Origin of the sequence: Micromonospora sp. NPDC005206 (assembly GCF_040608175.1) — a bacterium.
GTDB lineage: Bacteria > Actinomycetota > Actinomycetes > Mycobacteriales > Micromonosporaceae > Micromonospora.
This window is the reverse complement of sequence record NZ_JBEXHU010000008.1, coordinates 149,919-171,252: the sequence shown is the minus strand read 5'-3', so window position 1 is coordinate 171,252 and position 21,334 is coordinate 149,919. Positions and strand designations below refer to the sequence as shown.

Below are 21,334 nucleotides of genomic sequence, written 5' to 3'. Positions count from 1 at the left end.
GCGCGGGGCTGCGGGGTCAGTCGCGGTGGTGTCGTCCGGTGGAGCGCAGCGAGCAGCGGCCGTTCTCCTGCTCCGGCTCGTTGTCCGCCACCGGCTCGCTCAGGCCGCTGACCCAGTCGACGAACTCCTCGTCCTGTGCCGGCAGCGGCTCGGTCGCCTCCGGTGCGGCCGGGCTCTCCTCGTCGGCGCGGGACCGGTTGCGGCGGAACAGGCCGCCGAGCCGTCCCCGGCGGGAGGGCTGCTCCGCGTCGTTGCCGGCGCCCGGTGCGGCGTCGGCGCTCGCCGGACCGTCGGTATAGACGCCGGTCTGTTCCGGCACCAGCGGAGCGGCCGCGGTCGGGGAGGCCTGTCCCGCCGCAACGGTCGGAACAGGCTCGGCGGCCAGGTCCGGCGTGCCGGCCGCCCGTCGCCATCGGGTGGCCGCCCGGTCCGACGCGCTGCGCGGGACAGCCGGTGTGGCTGTGCCGTTCGGTGTGGCGGTGCCGTTCGGGCTCGACGCTCCGGCGGGAGGTGCCGGGTCGCCGGCCGAGGGCGAGTCGGTCGACGCCGGCCAGGTGGCGCCCGCCGAACTTTCCAGCGGGTCTGCCGCCCCCTCGCGGCGTGCGGTGGTGAACGCGTCCCAGGTGCTGGCCCTGCTCAGGTCCGGCAGGGGTGCCCGGTGCCGGGGGCGCAGCGTCCGCTCGGTCGGCTCCTCCGGGCTGATCGGGGTGTCCGATGCGGAAGGTTCCGGGGCGCCGGCCTGTGGAGGTGCCGTCCACGCCGGGGTGACCGGCCAGGCTGGCGCGGCCGGGGTCCACCGATCCGCCTCCGGGGTGGCTGCCGCCGGCCGGATCAGAGGTCCGGCGGGACCACTCGCGGTCGCGGACCGTTCGGTGTCGGTGTCGGTGGTCCGGGGCGCGACCGCGGCTGCGGAATCACCGCCCGGGTCGGCCGCCGTCGGGCCGATGGTGGCGGGGCTCGCAGGGCCGGTGGTGGCGGCCGGGGTCGCCGCGGGCGTCCCGGCTACCGGACCGGGCTCGGTGCCCGGGGCGTCCTCGCCGGGGCGGGACCCGTCGGTGGCCGTGCCGGTGCCGTCGGTGGCCTTGGCTGGCCGGGTGGTTCTTCTGGCGCGGCCTGCGGTCGTGGACCTGCCCGGGTCGGCGGCGACCTCCGGGTCGGACGGCGTCGTACCGTCGGCCAAGTCTGCGGTCGTGGCGGCCGGTGCGGCCTTCGGCTTGCGGGTCCGGCGCGGCTTGGGCGCCGGTGCGTCGGCCGTGCCGTCACCGGCAGTGCCGGCGCTCTCGTTGGTCGTCCCCGCGCTGGTCGTGCCGGTGCTCTTGCTCGCCGCGCCCGTGCTGGTCGTGCCCGCGCTCGCTGTGGTCGTGCTCGCGCTCGCTGTGGTCGTCTCCGGGCTCGCGCTGGTCGCGGCGGTGGTGCCGTCGATGGTTGAGTGGTGGCTCGTCGCGTCTTCGCCGGTCGGCTGGGCCGTGCCGGTGGTGGCCGTCGCCGCGGTGCTGGTCGAGCCGTCGTCGCCCGGACCGCCCTTCGGAGCGGTGGGGTTCGGAGCGGTGGGGTCGACGCCGACCGGACCGTCCTGGGCCGGGTCGTCGGTGCTCGGCCCGCCCCTGCTTGACGTGGTCGTGGCCGGCTCGCCCCTGCTTGCCTTGGTCGCGGCCGGCTCGTGCGTAGTGGCCGTCGTCGCGGGGTCACCGAGGTTGTCGCTGTGGTGGCGGGGACCGCCGGCCGGTCGGGGCAGGGGAGTGCCGGTCGGGTGAGCCGGCACCGACCCGTGTTGGCCGATTCCCGAGGTCGCCGGCCAGTCCCAGTGGGCCGGGACGGTGCGGACGGCACCGGTGCTGTCGGCGGCGCCCGGGTCACGTCCGGTGCTGTCGGCGGCGCGCGGGTCACGTCCGGCGCCGGCGCTGGCCAGGTCCGTGCCGGTGGACTCGGCGGCGCCCCGGTCGTCTGCCGCGTCTGCCGCGTCGGCGCCGGGTAGGGCCGGGCCGGCGGGCAACGGGCGCAGGATGTCGGTCGGCTCGATCGCCCGTCGATCGGCGGTGCGGGTACGCGCCGGCCAGCGCAGCAGGGCGGCGGCGGCCGCGCCGAGCGCGCCGGCGAGGATCGCGATCAGCGCGCCGTAGTAGGGGGTGGTCTGGTAACGATCCACCGCGTCGCCGGGACCGGCGGTCAGGTAGGCGAACGCCACCAGCGCCGGGCCGGCCACCCCGGTGGCCCCGCTGACCAGGGGGACCTGGCCACGCCAGCGGGCCAGGCCGGCGGTCGCCACGCCGGCCAGCAGCGCCGTGAGCGGCAGCAGGACCAGCGCCAGCCGTTGCGCCGCGCCGTCGTCCAACCAGCTCGGCTCGAGGACGCCGAGCCGGACCGTGGGCAGCGGGCCGACCGTGCCGAGCGACGGCAGGACGGAGACCAGCGCCAGCACCCAGACCGCACCGGCCACCGCCGCCATGTTCCAGCCCAGCTCGGGCCGGAGCAGGACGGCGATCGCCGCGCCGGCCCCGATCACCGCGCCGAGCACGGCGCAGATGCCGACCGCCCAGACCGGGTCGACGGAGATCAGTTCGGCTGCCCGGGCGGGCTGCATGCAGAGCGGAGCGACGACGGTGGCGCCGAGCGCGGCCGCGGCGCCGATGGCCAACTGCCGGCCGGTGCTGACCGGCGCGGCGTCCCGGCGGGCCAGGCGTCCGGTGAGGACGGCACCGGCAACGGCGGCGTTCGCGGCGAACCAGCCCACCCAGACGAGCTGGGCCGGCCACTGATTGACGGTCGTGCCGGTGAAGGCGCCGGTGAGTCGGACGATGCCGAATCCGTACGCGACGCCGAGCTGGCCGGCTCCGGCCAGCACGCTCACCCCGAGCGCCGTGAGCAGCAGTCTGCCCCAGGTCCGAAAGGCCATGTCCGGCACGTTACGCACCTGGTACACCCGATCGCCACCGGCGCGCCGCGCGGCGCGCCGGCCCGCTCCCGGCGGGTCTACTTGAGTTCGACCAGCCGGGCCAGGTACGTCGTATCTCCGACATTGGTGAGCATGTGTACGGCGCCGGGGTCCCGGTAGACCACTCCGCCGGTGGGTTCGTCGGCGTCGATCAGGGTGCCGTCGACCGTCTGCACGACGTTCTTCGCGCCCTCGATCGCCACCACCAGGTACGGGTGGTCGTGCCGGTGCAGCGGCTGCCGCTCGCCCGGTTCGAGCCGGATGTGCCAGACCCGGACCCGGTCGTTTTCGTACACGATCTCCTGGCCCACCGGCCCGAGCTTGGTCCCGTCGAACACGTCGGTCATCGTTCTCCGTCCAGTTGCGGGAGCACCTCGGCGGCGATCAGCTCGAGGTGGTCCAGGTCAGCGAAATCGATCAGGCGTAGGTGTACCCGGGTGGCCCCAACCGCGGCGAACTCGCCGATCCGCTGCACGAGTTGCGCGGGCGAGCCGACCACCGGGTCCTCCGGAGGTAGCGCGCTCTTCTCGTGCAGTGGCGCGGCCCGTCGCTTCGCCTCGGCGTCGGTCCGCCCGACGGCCACCACGATCCCGGCGGAGAGCACCAGCGGCGCCCGCCCGGACTCCGTCCGGCCGCTGCGGTCGCACGCCTCGCGCACCCGGTCGTACGCCTTCGCGGTCTCCGCCACGGACTTGAACGGCATGTTGAACTCGTCGGCGTACCGGGCGGCCAGCTCGGGGGTGCGCTTGGGGCCGCGCCCGCCCACGATGATCGGCGGCCCGGGCACCTGCACCGGCTTGGGCAGGGCAGGTGCGTCCACCAGCCGGTAGTGGTCGCCGGTGTAGCTGTACGTCGCGCCCGGCGGCGTCCGCCACAGCCCGGTGATCACCTCGAGCTGCTCGGCCAGCCGGTCGAAGCGTTCGCCGACCGCCGGGAAGGGGATGCCGTACGAGATGTGCTCGCGCTCGTACCAGCCGGCGCCGATGCCCAGCTCGACGCGGCCACCGCTCATCTGGTCGACCTGCGCGACCATCACCGCCAGCGGGCCGGGGAGCCGGAAGGTGGCCGACGTGACGAGGGTGCCGAGCCGGATCCGCTCGGTCTCCCGGGCGAGCGCGGCGAGGGTCAGCCAGGCGTCCGTCGGGCCGGGCAGGCCCGGGTCGGCGCCCATCGACTGGTAGTGGTCGGCGCGGAGGAAGCCCTCGAAGCCGCCCGCCTCGACCATCCGCGCGAACCGGAGCTGGTCGTCGTAGCTGGCGCCCCGGTGCGGCTCCGTGAAGACGGACATCCGCATGTCTATCGTCCTTCCGCACCGGCCGCGGCCGGCTGGTCGCGTTCCATCAACAGCTCGTGCAGGTCGGCGCTGACGCTGGCGACGTCAGCGAGGTGGGCATTGCGGCCCAGGGTGCGGGGTCGGGGGATGGTCACCTCGACGACCTTGCGGATACGGCCGGGGCGGGGGCTCAGCACGACCACCCGGTCGGCGAGCAGCACCGCCTCGTCGATCGAGTGGGTGACGAAGACGATGGTCGGCTTGTTCTCCATGTGCACCCGCTGGAGTTCGCCGGAGAGTTCCTCGCGGGTGAGCGCGTCCAGCGCGGAGAACGGCTCGTCCATCAGCATCACCCGGGGCTCGCCGATCAGCGACCGGCACAGCGACACGCGCTGCTGCATGCCACCGGAGAGCTCGTGTGGCAGTCGCTTCTCGAAGCCGGCGAGCCCGGCCACGTCGAGCAGCTGCCGGGCCCGCTCGCGGTGCTTGGCGCGGCTCCAGCCGAAGATCTCCACGGGCAGGAGAACGTTGTCCAGGACGGTGCGCCAGGGCAGCAGCGCCGGCTTCTGGAACAGCATGGCGATGTCCCGGCGGGGCCGGGTGATCGGTGTCCCGGCCACGGTGATCTCGCCGGCGCTCAGCGGGAGCAGCCCGGCCACCAGCCGCAGCAGGGTGGACTTGCCGCAGCCGGAGCGGCCGAGCACGGCGACGAACTCGCCCTCGGCGACGTCGAGGTCGATGCCCCGCAGCGCCTCCACCCGGCCGGATCGGCCCTCGAAGGTACGGGACACCCCGGACAGTCGGATCATCTCGGGCGGACCTCCGCTGAGTGGACGGTCAGGAATCTGGCAAAGGCTAGCCGGCTCATCACCTAATCGCACCGTCCGGGGTGGTCGTCAGGTTGTTTCCGTTCCGCAACCCGATACGCCTGGCGTCGCAAAGGTGGGTTTCTCGTACGCTGTGCCCGCGAAGAGTCCCCTCACAATGGCGGTGCCCGGCTTCCACCCCTCCTGCCGGTTCCGCCGCGACAACCCCCTCCGGTGGCCTGCCGGCCCCGGTCGGAAAGGACATGGTGCACTGATGAGAAGGCTGACCCGTACGGTCGCTACGGCCGCGCTGGCCACCGCCCTCGCCCTTGTCTCCGCCTGCAGCAGCGGGTCGGATTCGGCCGACGACGCCAAGGGCGGCGACAGCAAGACGCTGGAGAAGGTGACCTACCTCACCTCCTTCGGCCAGTTCGGCCGTGACTCCTACGCCTGGGTGGCGAAGGAGAAGGGCTTCTTCAAGGAAGCCGGCTTCGACGTCGAGATCAAGGCAGGTCAGGGCACCGGTGGTGTGATCCAGACCGTCGTAGGTGGCCAGGCCGACTTCGGTCCGATCGACCTCACCGGTGGTCTGCTCCAGGTCGGCAACGGCCAGGCGAGGGACTTCACTGTTGTGGCCGCGATCCAGCAGCGCACCATGGCCGGCATCGCCACGCTCGAGGGCAAGAACATCGCCTCCCCGAAGGACCTGGAGGGCAAGAAGCTCGCCGACACCCCCGGGTCCGTGGTCCGCAACCTCTTCCCGACGTACGCCCGGCTGGCCGGCGTGGACGTCAACAAGGTGACCTGGGTCAACGGTGAGGCGCAGCAGCTGATCGGCACCCTGGCCTCCGGGTCGGTGGACGGCATCGGCCAGTTCGTCGTCGGCCAGCCGACCATCGAGGCGGTGGCCAAGAAGAAGGCCGTCATGCTGCCGTACAGCAACGTGATGCAGGACCTCTACGGCAACGTGCTGATCACCTCCTCGAAGATCGCCAAGGAGAAGCCCGAGATGGTGAAGCGGTTCACCACGGCGCTGCTCAAGGGCCTGGAGTACAGCCTGGCGAACTCCAAGGAGGCCGCCGAGATCCTGAAGAAGAACGTGGACGCCACCAACACGGCGTCCGCCGCCGCCGAGCTGGAGCTGATGGCCGCGTACGTGCGCTCCGGCAACTCCGGTACCGCCATCGGCACGCTGGACAGCGGCCGGGTCGCCAAGAGCATCGCGATCCTGCAGGGCGCCGGCGCGCTGAAGCAGAACATCACCCCCGAGCAGGTCATCGACTTCAGCCTCGCGCCGAAGGCCTGATCGTCCGGTCGTCACCAGGGGGTACGTCCCACCGGCTCCGGTGGGGCGTGCCCCCGTCGCTCGTCGGCCCCGGTGGGGCCGCGGCATATCGAGGAGGACAAGATGACCGACGTCCGGTCAGCGGAGCCGGTGGCGGAAGTGCCCGCGCCCCCGGGCGCCGGCACCGAGGCGGGGCGAGCGGGGCGGGGCGCGGGCCTGCGTACCGGGGTCGGGGCGGGGCTGTTGCCCGTCGCGGGCATCCTGATCGCCCTGGCGGCCTGGTGGTTGATCGCCCGGCTGGAGCTGGTCCACCCGGCCGCCCTGCCACCGCCGGGCGACGTGCTCACCGCATTCGTCGACAAGCCCGCCCGGATGCTGGAGCACACCTGGGACACCCTGTTGGAGATCGTGTTCGGCTTCGCCCTGTCGGCGGCCGCCGGTGTCCTGCTCGGACTCTCCCTGGCCAGCTCCCGCACGGTGGAGCGGATGTTCACCCCGCTGCTGGTCGCCATCAACGCGGTGCCCAAGATCACGCTGGGTCCGCTGCTGGTGGTCGCGCTCGGTTGGGGTCAGAAGCCCATCCTGACCATGGTGTTCCTGCTCTGCTTCTTCCCGATCGTGCTCTCCACCGCGACCGGCCTGACCACGACCCCGGCCGACCTGGCGGAGCTGGTCCGCTCCTGGAACGCCTCCCGCTGGCAGGCGTTCCGCAAGGTGCGCTTCCCGGCCGCGTTGCCGCAGATCTTCGTCGGGCTCAAGGTGGCCATGCCGCTGGCCGCGATCGGCGCGGTGATCGGTGAGTTCCAGGCCGGCGAGAGCGGCCTGGGCTACGTCATCGTCCAGTACGCCGGCATCGGCGACACCGCCACCGCCTGGGCGGCGATCATGCTGGTGGCGCTGGTGAGCATCCTGCTCTACTCGGTGCTGGTGCTGCTCGAACGGCTCGCCCTGCCCTGGGTCCGAGAAACCACCAGCAGCCGCTGACCATTGAGATCATCACCAGGGCGAGCCGGTTCAGTCCCGGCTATCCCGCTCACCGTGACCGGTGAACGGCCTGAGGTGTGGCCCCGCCGTGCCCGGCGGAGGGATCAAGCCTGACCGCCCGGAGCCGGGTACGGCGGGGGCCACACCGTCCACCGACGCGGGATCGCGCCGGAGGGGGTGTGGCCCTCGACCGGCCTCAGCCCGCCAGCCGCCACCGCCCGTTGCGCGCGACCAGCGTGGTGAGCGCCTGCGGCATCAGCCCGGAGTGGTTGTCCGGCGTCATCCGGATCGGGCCGGAGAGGCCGTCCATCTGGGACGTTTCCAGCACGTCCCGGATGCCGTTCCGGTCCACCCGCCCCGCCGGGCCGCCGGCACGCAGCTCGGCGTCGGCGATGAGCTGGACCGCGTCGGCCGCGAAGGACGAGGATCCGTTGTACCCGCCGAAGCGCGCGGTGTAGTCCTGGAACCACTGCCGCCGGGCCGCCTTCGCCGGCGTCGTGGCGATCACGTCGTCGATCACCATGGTCTGGGTGAAGATGAGCGTGGCCCGTTCGGTGGCCCGGGCCGCCGCGCCGAGGAAGAGGTCGCCGGCCGCCCCCGGATCGAAGAAGAGCGACCCGCGGAAGGTGGTCTGCTGGATGCTGGTGGCGGCCAGTGTCGCCTGCTCCGGCGGGGTCCAGACGACCAGCGCGTCGGGCTTGAGCTTGGCCAGCCGCTCGACCTGCTGCGAGACGTCGGTGTCGGTGGTCTTCACCGACTCCTCGCCGAGCGGTTTGATCGTGGTCTTGGCCAGCTCCCTGCGGAGCGCGGCTGCGCCCTCCCGACCGTAGTCGTCGTTGCTGTAGAGCAGGCCAACCTTGCGGACGTTCTTGCGACGCAGTTCGGTGGTCAGTGCCGCGGCGCTGTCCACGGCGTTCGGGCCCAGCTTGAACACGTATCGCCGTTCCGCGACCGGGCTGGCGATCGCGCCGGAAGAGGCGAGCGCAATGGTGGGAATCTGCTTCTCGTTGATGGTCCCGACCGCGCCGACCGCGCATTCGTTGCAGCCACCCATGATGATGGCGCTGACCCGGGAATCACCGCTGAAGTCGGCGATGTTGCGTAACGACTCGGCGGCGTCGGAACGGTTGTCCTTCCACTTCAGCTCGATCTTCCGGCCGTTCAGCGCGCCGGACGAGTTCAACTGTTCGACCTTGAGTTCCAGGGCCCGTTGGTATGCCCGGCCGACCGGAGCGGCTACGCCGGAGAGTTCGAGGTCTGCGGCGATCACGATCGGACTCGTGTCCTGCTCCGCCCCGCCGAACTGACAGCCGGTGAGCGTGGTGGCCACTACGGCCGATGCGAGCGCCGCGATGGTCGCGGAGCGGATGGGGCTCAACTCAGTCCTCCAGGTGCGGGCGCGGGCGCTGCCCGGTCACCGCCGCTAATCCGTCCTCAGTGGAGGACGGGATCTCCTCTGCCGTACGGTGTGCGCGAAGCCTGCAAAACCTTGCCAATGGCCGGCGCTGTGGTCAAGCGCGGACGCGGGTCGCATTTTCGGGACGGCCATCCCACATGCTGGGGTAACGCAATGTTTGCAAAAGCTCACTTTGCATGCACGCGTGACCACTCTGGAGTTACATGCCCTGTTCAGGGGCTTGCGGAAATGAAGGTATCAGTTGACCGGATCATGGGTTGCGCGCCGTCCGACCGTTTCCTGCCCCACTGCGGCTTCCCAAACAGGACCTTCTCTGATGAAATCGCGGCCGTGCCGCGCGTGGTCCCCTCCGCTCGTGGCACGGTTCGGCGGGTCAGGCGGGGAAGAAACGACGGAGGCGATGTCGTGAGCACCGGACCGACGACCCTGCCCGCGCTCGGCGACACCGCTCGGCCCACGCGCCGACGGTTGCCGAGGCTGCGCGACGCCCGGATCCGGTCCAAGCTGGCGCTGATCCTGGTCGTCCCGGTGGCGGCGGTGATCGCGCTGGCCACGGTCCGGCTGATCTCGGTGGGTGAGGGCGCCTTCGACGCCACCCGGGCGCGGTCGCTCACCGCGCTTTCCATCGACGTCAGCGCGCTGACCCAGGACCTCCAGGTCGAGCGGATGGCCGCGGCGGCCTACCTGGCCGCGCCGCAGCAGCCCGCCGACGCGTACAACCTGCGGGTCCGCCAGACGCAGCAGCGGGTGGACGAGTACCGCGCCGAGCGGGCCCGGATCGGCGAGGTGCCGGCGGCTCTGCGGAGCCGGCTGACCGCGATCGACGAGCATCTGGCCACGCTGGACGGAACCCGCCAGGAGGTGCTCGACCGTCGGCAGATGGCCGTCGCCGAGGCGGTGCTGCGTTACGGCGTCATCCTCACCGACCTGGTCGCCTACGGTGACGGGCTGGCCCAACTGCCCGGCGAGGAGCGCCTGTCGGACAGCCGGCGGGCGGTCGCCGCGTTCGCCCGGGCCAAGGCGTCCGTCGCCGAGGAGGAGGCGGTCGCCTTCACCGCGCTGAGCGCCGGCCAGCTCGACGAGGAACAGTTCTCCTCCTTCGTCGCCACCCTGACCAGCCAGCAGGAGGCCCTGGTCGCCTTCTCGCTCGCCGCCGACCCGGTGCAGCGCGCTCTGGTCGACAGCACCGTCTCCGGTGACGCCGTCGGCCTGGCCGACCGGGTGGCCACCGACATCACCCGCTCGGTGGGGCAGCGCCCGCTGGTCGCCGCCCAGGACGCCACCTCCGCCATCGGCGCGGTCCACGACCTGATGCGCTGGGCCGAGATCCAACTGCAGAACCGGCTGCTCGAGCAGGCCGACCAGGCGCGCTCGAGCGTCATCCGGCAGGCCGTGGTCGAGTCGGTGCTGGTGCTGCTGACCCTGATCATCGCCGTGTCGCTGGCCGTGGTGCTGGCCCGCTCGCTGAACCACTCGCTGCGCCGGCTGCGCGAGGGCGCGCTCTCGGTGGCCAACCACGACCTGCCCGACGCGGTGCAGCGGCTGCAGAACATGGGCAGCGTGGGCGACGGCGGGGTGGACGAGATCGTCCGTCAGGTCCGGGACCCGATCCAGCTCAACAACCGCGACGAGGTCGGTCAGGTGGCGCTGGCCTTCAACGTCGTACACCGGGAGGCGGTGCGGGTCGCCGCCGAGCAGGCCGCTCTGCGTACCAGCGTCTCGGCGATGTTCCTCAACCTGGCCCGCCGCAGTCAGACCCTGGTCGACCGGATGATCGGCGAGCTGGACGCGATCGAGCGTGGCGAGGAGGATCCGAAGCGGTTGGCGCAGCTCTTCGAGCTGGACCACCTGGCCACCCGGATGCGCCGCAACGACGAGAACCTGCTGGTCCTGGCCGGCGCCGACTCCGCTGTGCCGCGCCGTGAGGACGCCCTGGTGGTGGACGTCCTGCGCGCCGCCCAGTCCGAGGTCGAGCTCTACAACCGCATCGAGTTCGGCACCGTGGACACCGACATCTCGGTGGCCGCGCACGCGGTCAACGACGTCGTACGGCTCGTCGCCGAACTGCTCGACAACGCCACCCGGTTCTCGCCGCCGAACACCACGGTGGTCGCCGACGGTCGCCGGATCCGCGACTACGTGCTGATCCAGATCGAGGACCGGGGGCTCGGCCTCAGCGATGAGCAGCTCGACTCGCTCAACCGGCGGCTGGCCGCGCCGCCGAGCGTCGACGTCGCCGCGTTCCGGCTGATGGGTCTGGCCGTGGTGAGCCGGCTCGCCTCCCGCTACGGCATCCGCGTCGAGTTGCGCCGCAACATGGAGGGCGGCACTGTTGCTCAGGTGACGTTGCCCGCCGCAACCGTGGTGCTGCCCGTCAACCGCGGCCGCGAGCAGGTGCTGACCCGGCCACGCCAGCCGATGGCGGTCGAGCAGACGCCGCTCACCCCGGTCGGTCACGCCGAGCCGTTCGCCGGTGCCACCACCTCGGCGGCGACGCTGCCCGAACAATGGCGGACCAGCACGCCGGCGCCGGCGACCTGGCCGTCCCCGCTGGAGGCCCGGAACACCGCCCCGGCCGTGCAGGCCGGCGGCTTCACCGGGGCGCACACGACGTTGCCGCCCGCGTCGGCCCCGGCCACCCCGGTCCCGCCGGCCCGAACCCCGTTCAAGGGCGGGGGTGCCTCGGTGGGCAGCCCGACCGTCGACCCGCTGCCCCGGCGCGGCTCGGGGGCGGACGCCACCGACACGCGGAATGCTCCGGTGCTGCCGGTCGGGCCGGTCGCCGGCCCCGGTGCGGTCGCGCCGCCAGCCGCGCCGCCGGTGCCGGCCGCGCCGGTCACCAACCGGCCCGACTTCCCCGCCGAGGCGCCGATCTTCCGGGAGATGGAGGCGGTCTGGTTCCGGTCGCACGGCGACGACGCCACCGCGATCTTCACTCGGCCGCAGTTCGACTCGCCGCCACCCTCCACCGACGCCGGCACCCGCTCGGGCGGCGGTCACCCGACCGCCACTGCCGCGCCGGCCGCGACGCCGGCCCGACCGCCACTGCCGACCCGTACCCCGGGCGGCTCCGCCACCGACGGCACCGCGACGCCGGGTGCCGCGAGCACCGGCGGGTTCGGCGCCGCGACACCGCCGCCCCCGCCGTCGTACAACCCGCCGCCGGCCGCCCGGACCGCGCCCGCGGCGCCCGCCGCCCCGAGCGCGCCCGCCGCTCCGGCGGTGGACCCGAGCGCCTGGCGGACGGCGGCCGACGAGGGCTGGTCCCGGGCCAGCCGGGCCGCCGAGCCGGCCGCCGCCGGCACCACCCGCTCAGGGCTTCCCAAGCGGGTGCCGCAGGCGCAGCTCGTGCCCGGCGGCATCGAACCGAAGAGCGGCCGGGACCGCAGCCGGCGGACCCCCGATGAAGTACGCGGTCTGTTGTCGGCCTACCACCGTGGCGTGCAGCGCGGGCGGACGGCCGGGACGGACCTGAACAGCACCTCGACCAAGGAGAGCCGATGAACAGGCCAGCTGCCATGCAGGACATGGGTTGGCTGCTCACCAACTTCGCCGACAGCGTGGCGGGTATCGCCCACGTGGTGGCGGTGTCCGCCGACGGGCTGCTGCTCGCCTCCTCCCGGGACCTCCCGGGAGACCGGGCGGACCAGCTCGCCGCGATCACCTCTGGCGTGGTGAGCCTGACCGAGGGCGCGGCCCGCATGTTCAGCGCGGGTGGGGTGTTGCAGACCGTCATCGAGATGGACAGCGGCTACCTCTTCCTCATGTCGATCAGCGACGGCTCGTCGATGGCCGTGCTGGCCGCGCGCAGCTGCGACGTGGGCCAGGTGGGCTACGAGATGGCGCTGCTGGTCGAGCGGGTGGGTGCCGCCCTGGTGCCGCTGCCGCGCGACGCGGTGCGCTCGTAGCGACGACACGACGGCGTGCCGACGGTGCGCCGGAGCAGGGAGGGGAGGCGGTGTGGACCGGCTCCACGGGGGACGAGGAGGTGATCGGGGATGGACCAACGACGCGCTGACCCGCGCGGCGCTCTGGTACGTCCCTACGCGGTCACCCGTGGTCGTACCGAGCCCCGGCAGGACATCGCCCTCGAGGCGGTCCTCACGGCTTCTCCCACCCAGGTCGCCGAGTCCCGCTTCGCCGGGCATGACAAGCACCGCATCGCCTCGGTCTGTGAAGGCCGGGCACAGTCGCTGGCGGAGATCGCCGCGTACACCCGGATGCCGCTGGGCGTCGCCCGGGTACTGGTCGCCGACATGGTGGCCGAGAGCCTGCTGACGTTACACACTGCTGCTCCCGCCGAGGGGTTCGAGGAGCGGATGGAACTGCTTGGAAGGGTGCTAAGTGGACTTCGCAGGCTATGACCCCGCCGGGGGACGGCCGAGCCGGGGAATCGTCTCCGCGAAGATCGTCGTCGCGGGCGGCTTCGGCGTCGGTAAGACGACGCTGGTCGGGTCGATCTCCGAGATCACACCGCTGACGACGGAGGCGGTGATGACCGCGGCCGGTGTCGGCATCGACGATCCGTCCAAGGTGCCGGGCAAGGAGACCACCACGGTCGCCATGGACTTCGGCCGTATCACCATGGCGCAGGACCTGATTCTGTACCTCTTCGGCACCCCCGGCCAGACCCGGTTCTGGTTCATGTGGGACGAGATCATCCGGGGTGCGGTGGGTGCGGCCGTGTTGGTGGACACCCGCCGGATCACGGACGCCTTCGCGCCCCTGGACTACTTCGAGAACCGCAACCTGCCGTACGTGGTGGCGCTGAACCGGTTCGACGACGCTCCCCAGTACGAGCTGGAGGAGGTCCGCGAGGCGCTGGCCATCTCGCCGCAGGTGCCACTGGTGATGACCGACGCCCGGCACCGGGAGTCGGTCAAGCAGGTGCTGGTGACGGTGGTCGAGCACGCCATGCTCCGGCTCGAGGCCGAGCACGGCCGGGGATTCGCCACGCCGGTCGGCTGACCCGGGGCGGCCGGCCGGCACACGCCGGCCGGTCGCGAGGCGTCAGTCGACCCGGAGCCGGTAGCCGCGCTTGACCACGGTCTGCACCACGCGGGGGGCGTGCAGGCCGGCCCGGAGCCTGGCCACGGCCATCTCCACCGCGTGCTCGTCCGCGCCCCGGGGCAGGGTTCGCAGGAGCGCGGTACGGGACAGCACCCGGCCGGGGGACTGGGCCAGCGCACGCAGCACCGCCATCGGGGCGGGGGCGAGCGGGCGCAGCTCGCCGTCGATCATCGCGGCGTGTCCGCGCAGGGTGAGCAGGTGCCCACCGGCCTTGAACGTCGTCGTCCGGCGGGGCAGCTCGTCGACGATGGTCCGTACCAGCGCGCCCAGCCGGGCCCGGCCCGGCGCGCTGACCGGCACCCCGAGCCGTAGCAGCGGCTCGGCGGTCACCGCGCCGACGCAGCTGGCCAGCACGTCGCCACGGAACGCGGACAGCACGGCGTCGGTACGGTCGCCGGCCGTCCGCAGCAGCGCCTCGGCCGCCGGTGCCGAGGTGAACGTCACCGCGTCCACCAGCCGGCCGGCGATCAGGTCGACCAGCCGGTGCAGCGGCGCCGGGTCGGTCGGCGGTGCCCAGCGGTAGACCGGCACCTCGATCACCGTGGCCCCGGCGGCCTCCAGCGCGAGCGTGCAGTCCGGCTGCCGCTCGCCGTGCAGCTGCATGGCGATCACCTGCCCGGCCACCCCGCGCCGCCGCAGGTGGTCGACGACCTCGTCGCAGCTCTCCGAGGCGGGCGACCACTGGTCGTGCAGCCCGGCGGCGCGGATCGCGCCGCGTGCCTTGGGGCCTCGGGCCACCACGTACGACCTGGCGAGCACCGAGCGCAGTGGCTCGGCCAGCCCCCAGCCCTCGGCAGCCTCCAGCCACCCGCGCATGCCGATGCCGGTGTTGGCCATCAGGATGTCCGGCGGCCGGTCCAGGCAGGCGCGGGTCGCCTCGCGCAGCTTGGTGTCGTCGGACAGCGGCACGATGCGCAGAGCCGGGGCGAGGACCACCCGGGCACCTCGGCGTTCGAGCAGCGCGGCCAACTCGTCGCGCCGCCGGTCGGCGGTCACCCCGATGGTGAAGCCGGCCAGTTCCTCCCGCATCAGGCCTCCTGTCGCAGCCGCACCTCGACCAGCCCGTCCCGGCAGCGCACGTCGTGCCGGGCCACGGCCACCCCGGGCAGGTCGAGGCAGCGACCGGTGCGCAGGTCGTACACCTGCTTGTGCAGCGGCGAGGCAACCGTCGGCGCCGCGCCGCGGCTGCCCACGATGCCCCGGGACAGCACGTACGCGCCGGTGACCGGATCGTGGTTGTCGATGGCGAACAGCCCGTCCGTGGTCCGGAAGAGTGCCACCTGCACGCCGTCGACCAGGGCGGCGACGCCGCGGTCGGGCTCCAGCCGGTCGAGCCGGCAGATCCGGGTCCAGGTCAGGGTGGCGGTCCCGCTCATCGCCGTACCTCCGGCAGGCCCAGTGCCACGGGCTGCCGCCGCCGGCCGGTGTCGGCCGGTTCCCGTTCCCGACGGTCGTCGCCCGGGGTGGCGGGCGGCGGACCACCGCCCGCCGGCACCGGCTGGCCGCGCTCCAGCGCGAAGGTGATCGACGGGTCGGGTACGTCCGGCGCGTTGACGAAGGAGGTGAACCGGCGCAGCCGCTCCGGGTCGTTCAGCACGTCCCGCCACTCGTCGGAGTACGACGCGACGTGCCGGGCCATCGCCGCGTCGAGGTCGGCGCAGAGCCCCAGCGAGTCGTCGACGATGACCGACCGCAGATGGTCGAGGCCGCCGTCCATCGCCTCGATCCAGGCGGCGGTGCGTTGCAGCCGCTCGGCGGTGCGGATGTAATACATCAGGAACCTGTCGATCAGCGAGATCAGCGCTTCGGTGGACAGGTCGGAGGCGAACAGGTCGGCGTGCCGGGGCCGGAAACCGCCGTTGCCGCCGACGTACAGGTTCCAGCCGGTCTCGGTGGCGATCACGCCGAAGTCCTTGCCGCGCGCCTCGGCGCACTCCCGGGCGCAGCCGGAGACCGCCGACTTGATCTTGTGCGGGGCGCGTAGCCCCCGGTAGCGCAGCTCCAGCGCGACGGCGAGCCCCACCGAGTCCTGCACCCCGTACCGGCACCAGGTCTCGCCGACACAGGACTTCACCGTGCACAGCGCCTTGCCGTACGCGTGGCCGGACTCGAAGCCGGCATCCACCAGCCGCCGCCAGATCTGCGGCAGCTGCTCCACCCGGGCTCCCAACAGGTCGATCCGCTGACCACCGGTGATCTTCGTGTAGAGGCGGAAGTCCCGGGCCACCTCGCCGATGACGATCAGCTTCTCCGGGGTGATCTCCCCGCCGGGGATCCGCGGCACGACGGAGTAACTGCCGTCGCGTTGCAGGTTGGCCAGGAAGTGGTCGTTGGTGTCCTGTAGCGACGCCTGCTCGCCGTCGAGCACGTGCCCCGCGCCCAGCGAGGCGAGGATCGACGCCACCACGGGCTTGCAGATGTCGCAGCCGCGTCCCCGGCCGTGTTCGGCGACCAGCCGGGAGAAGGTGCGGATGCGGCGTACCCGGACGATCTCGAACAGCTCGCGCCGGCTGGCGTCGAAGTGCTCGCAGAGCGCGGTGGACTGCGCCACGCCGGCCGCGTCCAGGAGCTGCTTCAGCATCGGCACGCAGGAGCCGCAGCTGGTGCCGGCCCTGGTGCACGCCTTCAGTGCCGACACGTCCGCGCATCCACCGGCGATGGCGGCGTCCACGTCGCCCCGGGTCACCGCGTTGCAGGAGCAGACCTGGGTGGCGGCGGGCAGCGCGCCGGCGTCCGCGCCGCCGTCCGGCGCGAGCAGCGCCAGCGGAGCGGCCGGCAACGGGCCACCGACGCTGGCCCGCAGCGTCGGGTACGCGCTGGCGTCACCGACCAGCACACCACCGAGCAGGGTGCGCGCGTCGTCGGAGAGGACCAGCTTGGCGTAGACCCGGGTGGCCGGGTCGGTGAACGTGACATCCAGGCAGCCCGGGGTCACGCCGTGCGCGTCGCCGAACGAGGCCACGTCGACGCCGAGCAGTTTCAGCCTGGTGGCGGTGTCCGCGCCCGGGAAGGTCGCCGCACCGCCGAGGAGCCGGTCGACCACCACCTCGGCCGTGGCGTACCCCGGGGCGACCAGCCCGTGGCAGGTGCCGTCGACCGCCGCGCACTCGCCGACCGCCCAGATCCGCTCGTCGGCGCTGCGGCAGGTCGCGTCGACCAGCACCCCGCCGCGCGGACCCAGCGGCAGGCCGGCGGCCCGGGCCAGTTCGTCCCGGGGCCGGATGCCGGCGGCCACCACCACCAGTTCGGCCTCCACCGTGCGGCCGTCGGAGAGGTCCAGCGCGGCGACCGCGCCGTCCGGACCGGGCCGGATCGCGGTGGTGGCCACCCCGAGGTGGGTCCGCACGCCCAGCTCCTCGACGTAGCGGCGGAGCATCGCGCCGCCGGCCGGGTCCACCTGCACCGGCATCAGCCGGGGTGCGAACTCGACCACGTCGGTGCTCAGGCCGAGCAGCCGCAGGGCGTTCGCCGCCTCCAGCCCCAGCAGCCCGCCGCCGATCACCGCGCCGGCCCGCCGGCCCCGCGCGTACGTCCGGATCGCCACCAGGTCGTCGAGGGTGCGGTAGACGAAGACCCCGGGCAGGTCCGCGCCGGGCACCGGCGGCACGAACGGGTACGACCCGGTGGCCAGCACCAGCGCGTCGTACCGGTGTTCGCCGGTGGCCGTGCTGACCACCCGCCGCTCGCGGTCGATCGCGGTGGCCGGCTCGCCCAGGCGTAGCCGCACCCCGTCGTGCGGGGTGTGCAGGTTCAACGCGTCCGCGTCCACCCCGTCGAAGAAGGCCGAGAGTCGCACCCGGTCGTACGCGGGTCGGCTCTCCTCGGCGAGCACCGTCACCCGCCAGCGCCCGCGCGGGTCGCGGGCCCGCAGCGCGTCCACGAAGCGCTGCCCGACCATGCCGTTGCCGATGACGACCAGATCGCCGTCGTTCATCGTGTCACCTCCACGGAGTCCGCCTGGGAAAGCCAGTCGACGATGCCGGCGACGGCGTCCCGGCAGCCGCCGCAGCCGGTTCCGGCCCGGGTCGCCGCCAGCACGGCGTCGACGCTCCGGGCGCCGGAGCGCCAGCAGCTCACCAGGGCGCCCTTGGTCACGGTGTTGCACTGGCAGACCGTGGCCGCGTCCGGCATCAGCGCCGGGGACGCGGCCGGTGCCGCGCCGGCGCTGCCCGAGGCCCGGCCCAGCAGCAGTGACCGCCGGTCGGCCGGGACCGGCTGACCCCGGTCGAAGAGCTGGATCACGGTGCCGATCGTCGGGTTGTCGCCGATCAGGATCGCGCCGGTCAGCCGCTCGTCGCGGATCCGCAGCCGGGCGTACGTGCCCCGGGTCGGGTCGCTGAAGGTCAGTTCCTCACCCGGACCACCGCCGGTGGCGTCGCCCATCGCGGCCAGGTCGACACCGGCCGCCTTGAGCCGGGTCACCGCCGGCCGGGGCCGGTACCGGGCCAGCGGCTCGGCACCGCTGAGCACCTGGGCCAGCACCCGTGCCTGGGCCCAGGCGGGGGCGACCAGCCCGGTGAGTGTGTCGTCGTGCTCGGCGCAGTCGCCGATCGCGGAGATCCGCCGGTCGCTGGTGCGCAGCCGGTCGTCCACGACCACGCCGCGACGCACGTCCAGGCCGGCGTCGGCGGCGAGCGTGGTGTCGGGGCGTACCCCGCAGGAGAGCACCAACAGGTCGGCGTGGAGCGACCGGCCGTCGGCCAGGTCGAGGCGGACGCCGGTCGAGTCCGCGGCCACGCCGGTCGCCGGCACGGCCAGCTGGATGGTGACGCCCAGGCCGGTGAGCGTGTCGGCGAGCACGCCGCCGGCCATCGGGTCGAGCTGCCGTTCCATCAGGTGCCCGGTGGGGTGGACCACGGTGGTCGCCAGCCCCCGGGTGGCCAGCCCGCGGGCGGCCTCCAGGCCGAGCAGTCCGCCGCCCAGGACCAGCGCGCTGCGCGCGCCGCCGGCCACCCGGAGGATCCGCCGGCAGTCGTCCAGGGTGCGGAACGGCGCCACCCGGCGCGGCAGCTCCCCGGTCAGGCCGGGCAGCGGCGGCACCATCGCCCGGCTTCCGGTGGCCAGCACCAGGTGGTCGTAGCCGATCCGGTCGCCGTCGGCGGTGTGGACCGTCCGGCCGGCCCGGTCGATGCCGGTCACCGGCACGCCGGTGCGCAGGTCGCTGCTGTGCCTGGCGGCCTCGGCCAGCTCCACGTCCTGCTCGCCGATCCGGCCGGCCAGCAGCGCGGAGAGCATGATCCGGTTGTACGCCCGGTGCGGTTCCGCCCCGAGCACGGTGACCTTCCGGTCGCCGGCGCGGGCGTGCAGCTCGGCGGCGAGCCGTGCGCCCGCCATCCCGTTGCCGACGACCACCACGCGCTCGGTCATGCCCTCTCCACCCGCACGGCGCAGATCTTGAACTCGGGCATGCCGGAGATCGGGTCCACCGCGTCGTTGGTGACCGAGTTGGCCCGGGCGGGGCCCGGCCAGTGGAACGGCGCGAAGACGGTGTCCGGCCGGATGGTCGGGCTGAGCCGGGCCGGCGCCCGCAGCTCGCCCCGCCGGGAGGTGACCCGTACCGGCTCACCGTCGCCGATGCCGAGCCGGGCGGCCAGGTCGGGGTGCAGCTCGACGAAGGCGTCCGGTGCGGCCAGACGCAGCGCGTCCACCCGGCGGGTCTGGGTGCCGGACTGGTACTGGGCGAGCACCCGGCCGGTGGTGAAGTGCAGCGGGTACTCGTCGCAGACCGGCTCGGCGGCGGGACGGTGGTCCACCGGATGGAACCGGGCCCGCCCGTCCGGGGTGGCGAACCGGTCGGTGAAGAGTCGTGGCGTGTCCGGCCCGTCCTCGGTGGGGCAGGGCCAGAAGACACCGTCGGCGGCGTCGATCCGGGACCAGCTGATCCCGGCGTAGTCGGCCGGCCCACCGGCGGAGGCCCGCCGCAGCTCCGCGAAGACGGCGGCCGGGTCGGTCGGGAACCGGGCCACCGCGGCGCCGGTCGGCACCTCTGTCGGCTCGGCGGCGGCCAACCGGGCCGCCAGGTCGGCGAGGATGGCCAGATCGGTACGGACGCCCGGCGGGGGAGGGCGGAGCGCCCGTCGGCGCAGCACCCGGCCCTCCAGGTTGGTCATGGTGCCGTCCTCCTCGGCCCACTGCGCGGTGGGCAGCACCACGTCGGCCAGCGCGGCCGTCTCGGACAGCAGCAGGTCGGCCACGACCAGCAGATCGAGCTCCCGCAGTCGGCGTTCGACGTGGGCCGCCCGGGGTGCGGACACCACCGGGTTGGAGCCGAGCACCAGCAGCGCCCGTGGCCCGCCCGGGGTGCCGAGCGAGTCGAGCAGTTGGTACGCCGGCACGCCCGGGCCGGGCAGCTCGTCGGCCGGTACGCCCCAGACCCCGGCGACGTGCTCCCGTGCGGCCGGGTCGTCGATGCGCCGGTAACCGGGCAACTGGTCGGCCTTCTGCCCGTGCTCCCGTCCACCCTGGCCGTTGCCCTGGCCGGTCAGGCAGCCGTACCCGGAGCCGGGGCGGCCGGGTAGCCCGAGGGCGAGTGCGAGGTTGACGTACGCGGTGACGGTGTCCACGCCCTTGGCGTGCTGTTCGGCGCCGCGCGCGGTGAGGATGATCGCCCGTCCGGCGGTGCCCAGAGCCCGGGCGGTCGCCTCCAGGTCGGCCACCGGCACGCCGGAGAGCTGTTCCGCGCGGGCCGGCCACCAGGCCGCCACGCTGCGCCGGACCGCCGCGAAGCCGGTGGTCCGCTCCCCGACGTACGCCCGGTCGACCCAGCCCTCGGTGAGCGCGATGTGCAGCAGCGCGTTGGCCACCGCCAGGTCGGTGCCGGGCAGCGGTTGCAGGTGCAGGTCGGCCTGGCGTGCGGTGGCGGTGGCCCGTGGGTCGACCACGATCAGCCGGCCGCCGTTGCGGCGCTGCTCGGTCAGCCAGCGGACCAGCGGCGGCATGGTCTCCGCCGGGTTGGCGCCGACCAGCAGCAACGTGTCGGCCCGGCCCAGGTCGGCGAGGGGGAACGGCAGCCCGCGGTCGACGCCGAAGGCACGTAGGCCGGCGGCAGCCGCCGAGGACATGCAGAACCGTCCGTTGTAGTCGATGTGCCGGGTGCGCAGCGCGACCCGGGCGAACTTCCCCAGCGCGTAGGCCTTCTCGTTGGTCAGTCCGCCGCCGCCGAACACGGCGACCGCGTCCCGGCCGGACTCGGCCTGGACGGCGCGGATGCCGGTGACGATCCGTTTCAGCGCGGCGTCCCAGCTGGCCGGGCGCAGCTCGCCGCTGGCCGGGTCGCGCAGCAACGGGGTGGTCAGTCGTTCGGGGTGGTCGAGCAGCTCGGCGGCGGTCCAGCCCTTCTGGCACAGCCCGCCCCGGTTGGTGGGGAACTGCCGGGGGAGCACCGTCACCCCGTCGGGCTCCTCGCGCAGCAGCATGCCGCACTGGAGCGCGCAGTACGGGCAGTGCGTGGCAACCTCGCGGGGCGGGAACCCCGGTGGAGTTGCCGACCGTGCACCGTCTGTCATGTCGGCAAAGCGTGCCGTCGGGCGGTTTCCGGTCCGGGTCCCTTCTGTTTCGGTCCTGTCAA

16 protein-coding genes are annotated in these 21,334 nt (G+C 73.6%); 6 read left to right on the top strand and 10 right to left on the bottom strand.

The genetic code is table 11. The features are described 5' to 3' along the window. Positions 1-16 precede the first annotated feature (16 nt). The 4 genes from ABZU69_RS14195 to ABZU69_RS14180 all read right to left on the bottom strand — a co-directional run bounded on the left by ABZU69_RS14195 (position 17) and on the right by ABZU69_RS14180 (position 5,014). Positions 17-2,893 carry a hypothetical protein gene (locus tag ABZU69_RS14195; protein WP_354964774.1) on the bottom strand — a complete coding sequence of 959 codons (2,877 nt, stop codon included), beginning with the start codon at positions 2,891-2,893 and terminating at the stop codon, positions 17-19. A 77-nt stretch (positions 2,894-2,970) separates the two neighbouring features. Then, positions 2,971-3,279 (bottom strand): cupin, encoded by a 309-nt coding sequence (locus ABZU69_RS14190; RefSeq protein ID WP_354964773.1) that lies wholly within the window; start codon positions 3,277-3,279, stop codon positions 2,971-2,973. Next, positions 3,276-4,226 carry an LLM class F420-dependent oxidoreductase gene (locus ABZU69_RS14185; RefSeq protein ID WP_354964772.1) on the bottom strand — a complete coding sequence of 317 codons (951 nt, stop codon included), beginning with the start codon at positions 4,224-4,226 and terminating at the stop codon, positions 3,276-3,278. Before ABZU69_RS14185 ends, ABZU69_RS14190 begins: the two co-directional genes overlap by 4 nt. Before the next feature lie 2 nt (positions 4,227-4,228). Next, a complete protein-coding gene (locus ABZU69_RS14180; RefSeq protein ID WP_354964771.1) occupies positions 4,229-5,014 on the bottom strand; it encodes an ABC transporter ATP-binding protein in 786 nt (261 codons plus the stop codon). Between the two features lie 271 nt (positions 5,015-5,285). Between ABZU69_RS14180 and ABZU69_RS14175 the strand changes: the two genes are divergently transcribed. Next, on the top strand, positions 5,286-6,317 hold the full coding sequence (locus ABZU69_RS14175; RefSeq protein ID WP_354964770.1) for an ABC transporter substrate-binding protein: 1,032 nt from the start codon (positions 5,286-5,288) through the stop codon (positions 6,315-6,317). Between the two features lie 102 nt (positions 6,318-6,419). Beyond that, positions 6,420-7,280 (top strand): ABC transporter permease, encoded by an 861-nt coding sequence (locus tag ABZU69_RS14170; RefSeq protein ID WP_354964769.1) that lies wholly within the window; start codon positions 6,420-6,422, stop codon positions 7,278-7,280. A 196-nt stretch (positions 7,281-7,476) separates the two neighbouring features. On the opposite strand, the gene ABZU69_RS14165 is transcribed toward ABZU69_RS14170, so the two are convergent. Continuing rightward, positions 7,477-8,658: an ABC transporter substrate-binding protein gene (locus tag ABZU69_RS14165; RefSeq protein WP_354964768.1), complete on the bottom strand. Its 1,182-nt coding sequence runs from the start codon at positions 8,656-8,658 to the stop codon at positions 7,477-7,479. A gap of 444 nt (positions 8,659-9,102) precedes the next feature. Here ABZU69_RS14165 and ABZU69_RS14160 point away from each other — a divergent pair, with 444 nt between their 5' ends. The 4 genes from ABZU69_RS14160 (at position 9,103) to ABZU69_RS14145 (ending at position 13,665) form a co-directional block, all read left to right on the top strand. Further along, positions 9,103-12,201: a nitrate- and nitrite sensing domain-containing protein gene (locus tag ABZU69_RS14160; RefSeq protein ID WP_354964767.1), complete on the top strand. Its 3,099-nt coding sequence runs from the start codon at positions 9,103-9,105 to the stop codon at positions 12,199-12,201. Then, positions 12,198-12,605 (top strand): roadblock/LC7 domain-containing protein, encoded by a 408-nt coding sequence (locus tag ABZU69_RS14155; protein ID WP_007465177.1) that lies wholly within the window; start codon positions 12,198-12,200, stop codon positions 12,603-12,605. The genes ABZU69_RS14160 and ABZU69_RS14155 overlap by 4 nt, the downstream gene beginning before the upstream one ends. Positions 12,606-12,695: 90 nt before the next feature. Next, entirely contained in the window at positions 12,696-13,061 is a 366-nt protein-coding gene (locus tag ABZU69_RS14150) for a DUF742 domain-containing protein (RefSeq protein WP_354964766.1), read from the top strand. Further along, positions 13,042-13,665: an ATP/GTP-binding protein gene (locus tag ABZU69_RS14145; RefSeq protein ID WP_354964765.1), complete on the top strand. Its 624-nt coding sequence runs from the start codon at positions 13,042-13,044 to the stop codon at positions 13,663-13,665. Before ABZU69_RS14150 ends, ABZU69_RS14145 begins: the two co-directional genes overlap by 20 nt. Before the next feature lie 42 nt (positions 13,666-13,707). On the opposite strand, the gene ABZU69_RS14140 is transcribed toward ABZU69_RS14145, so the two are convergent. The 5 genes from ABZU69_RS14140 to ABZU69_RS14120 are packed head-to-tail and all read right to left on the bottom strand — an operon-like array spanning position 13,708 to position 21,272. Next, the gene (locus ABZU69_RS14140; protein ID WP_354964764.1) at positions 13,708-14,796 is read right to left on the bottom strand and encodes a uroporphyrinogen-III synthase; all 1,089 of its coding nucleotides are present in this window, start codon (positions 14,794-14,796) and stop codon (positions 13,708-13,710) included. Then, positions 14,796-15,143, bottom strand: a complete 348-nt coding sequence (gene nirD / locus ABZU69_RS14135) for a nitrite reductase small subunit NirD (protein ID WP_354964763.1) — start codon at positions 15,141-15,143, stop codon at positions 14,796-14,798. Before nirD ends, ABZU69_RS14140 begins: the two co-directional genes overlap by 1 nt. After that, positions 15,140-17,701, bottom strand: coding sequence for a nitrite reductase large subunit NirB (nirB, locus tag ABZU69_RS14130; protein WP_354964762.1), 2,562 nt, complete (start codon positions 17,699-17,701; stop codon positions 15,140-15,142). The genes nirD and nirB overlap by 4 nt, the downstream gene beginning before the upstream one ends. After that, complete coding sequence (locus ABZU69_RS14125) at positions 17,698-19,134, bottom strand: FAD-dependent oxidoreductase (protein WP_354964761.1); 1,437 nt, start codon at positions 19,132-19,134, stop codon at positions 17,698-17,700. The genes nirB and ABZU69_RS14125 overlap by 4 nt, the downstream gene beginning before the upstream one ends. Further along, on the bottom strand, positions 19,131-21,272 hold the full coding sequence (locus ABZU69_RS14120) for a molybdopterin oxidoreductase family protein (protein WP_354964760.1): 2,142 nt from the start codon (positions 21,270-21,272) through the stop codon (positions 19,131-19,133). Before ABZU69_RS14120 ends, ABZU69_RS14125 begins: the two co-directional genes overlap by 4 nt. Positions 21,273-21,334: the final 62 nt, after the last annotated feature.

Excerpts from the sequence above, each read along its gene's own strand:
- ABZU69_RS14195 (WP_354964774.1), bottom strand. The coding sequence starts at position 2,893 with ATGGCCTTTCGGACCTGGGGCAGACTGCTGCTCACGGCGCTCGGGGTG.
- ABZU69_RS14190 (WP_354964773.1), bottom strand. The coding sequence starts at position 3,279 with ATGACCGACGTGTTCGACGGGACCAAGCTCGGGCCGGTGGGCCAGGAG.
- ABZU69_RS14185 (WP_354964772.1), bottom strand. The coding sequence starts at position 4,226 with ATGCGGATGTCCGTCTTCACGGAGCCGCACCGGGGCGCCAGCTACGAC.
- ABZU69_RS14180 (WP_354964771.1), bottom strand. The coding sequence starts at position 5,014 with ATGATCCGACTGTCCGGGGTGTCCCGTACCTTCGAGGGCCGATCCGGC.
- ABZU69_RS14175 (WP_354964770.1), top strand. The coding sequence starts at position 5,286 with ATGAGAAGGCTGACCCGTACGGTCGCTACGGCCGCGCTGGCCACCGCC.
- ABZU69_RS14170 (WP_354964769.1), top strand. The coding sequence starts at position 6,420 with ATGACCGACGTCCGGTCAGCGGAGCCGGTGGCGGAAGTGCCCGCGCCC.
- ABZU69_RS14155 (WP_007465177.1), top strand. The coding sequence starts at position 12,198 with ATGAACAGGCCAGCTGCCATGCAGGACATGGGTTGGCTGCTCACCAAC.
- ABZU69_RS14150 (WP_354964766.1), top strand. The coding sequence starts at position 12,696 with ATGGACCAACGACGCGCTGACCCGCGCGGCGCTCTGGTACGTCCCTAC.
- ABZU69_RS14140 (WP_354964764.1), bottom strand. The coding sequence starts at position 14,796 with ATGCGGGAGGAACTGGCCGGCTTCACCATCGGGGTGACCGCCGACCGG.
- nirD (WP_354964763.1), bottom strand. The coding sequence starts at position 15,143 with ATGAGCGGGACCGCCACCCTGACCTGGACCCGGATCTGCCGGCTCGAC.
- nirB (WP_354964762.1), bottom strand. The coding sequence starts at position 17,701 with ATGAACGACGGCGATCTGGTCGTCATCGGCAACGGCATGGTCGGGCAG.
- ABZU69_RS14125 (WP_354964761.1), bottom strand. The coding sequence starts at position 19,134 with ATGACCGAGCGCGTGGTGGTCGTCGGCAACGGGATGGCGGGCGCACGG.
- ABZU69_RS14120 (WP_354964760.1), bottom strand. The coding sequence starts at position 21,272 with ATGACAGACGGTGCACGGTCGGCAACTCCACCGGGGTTCCCGCCCCGC.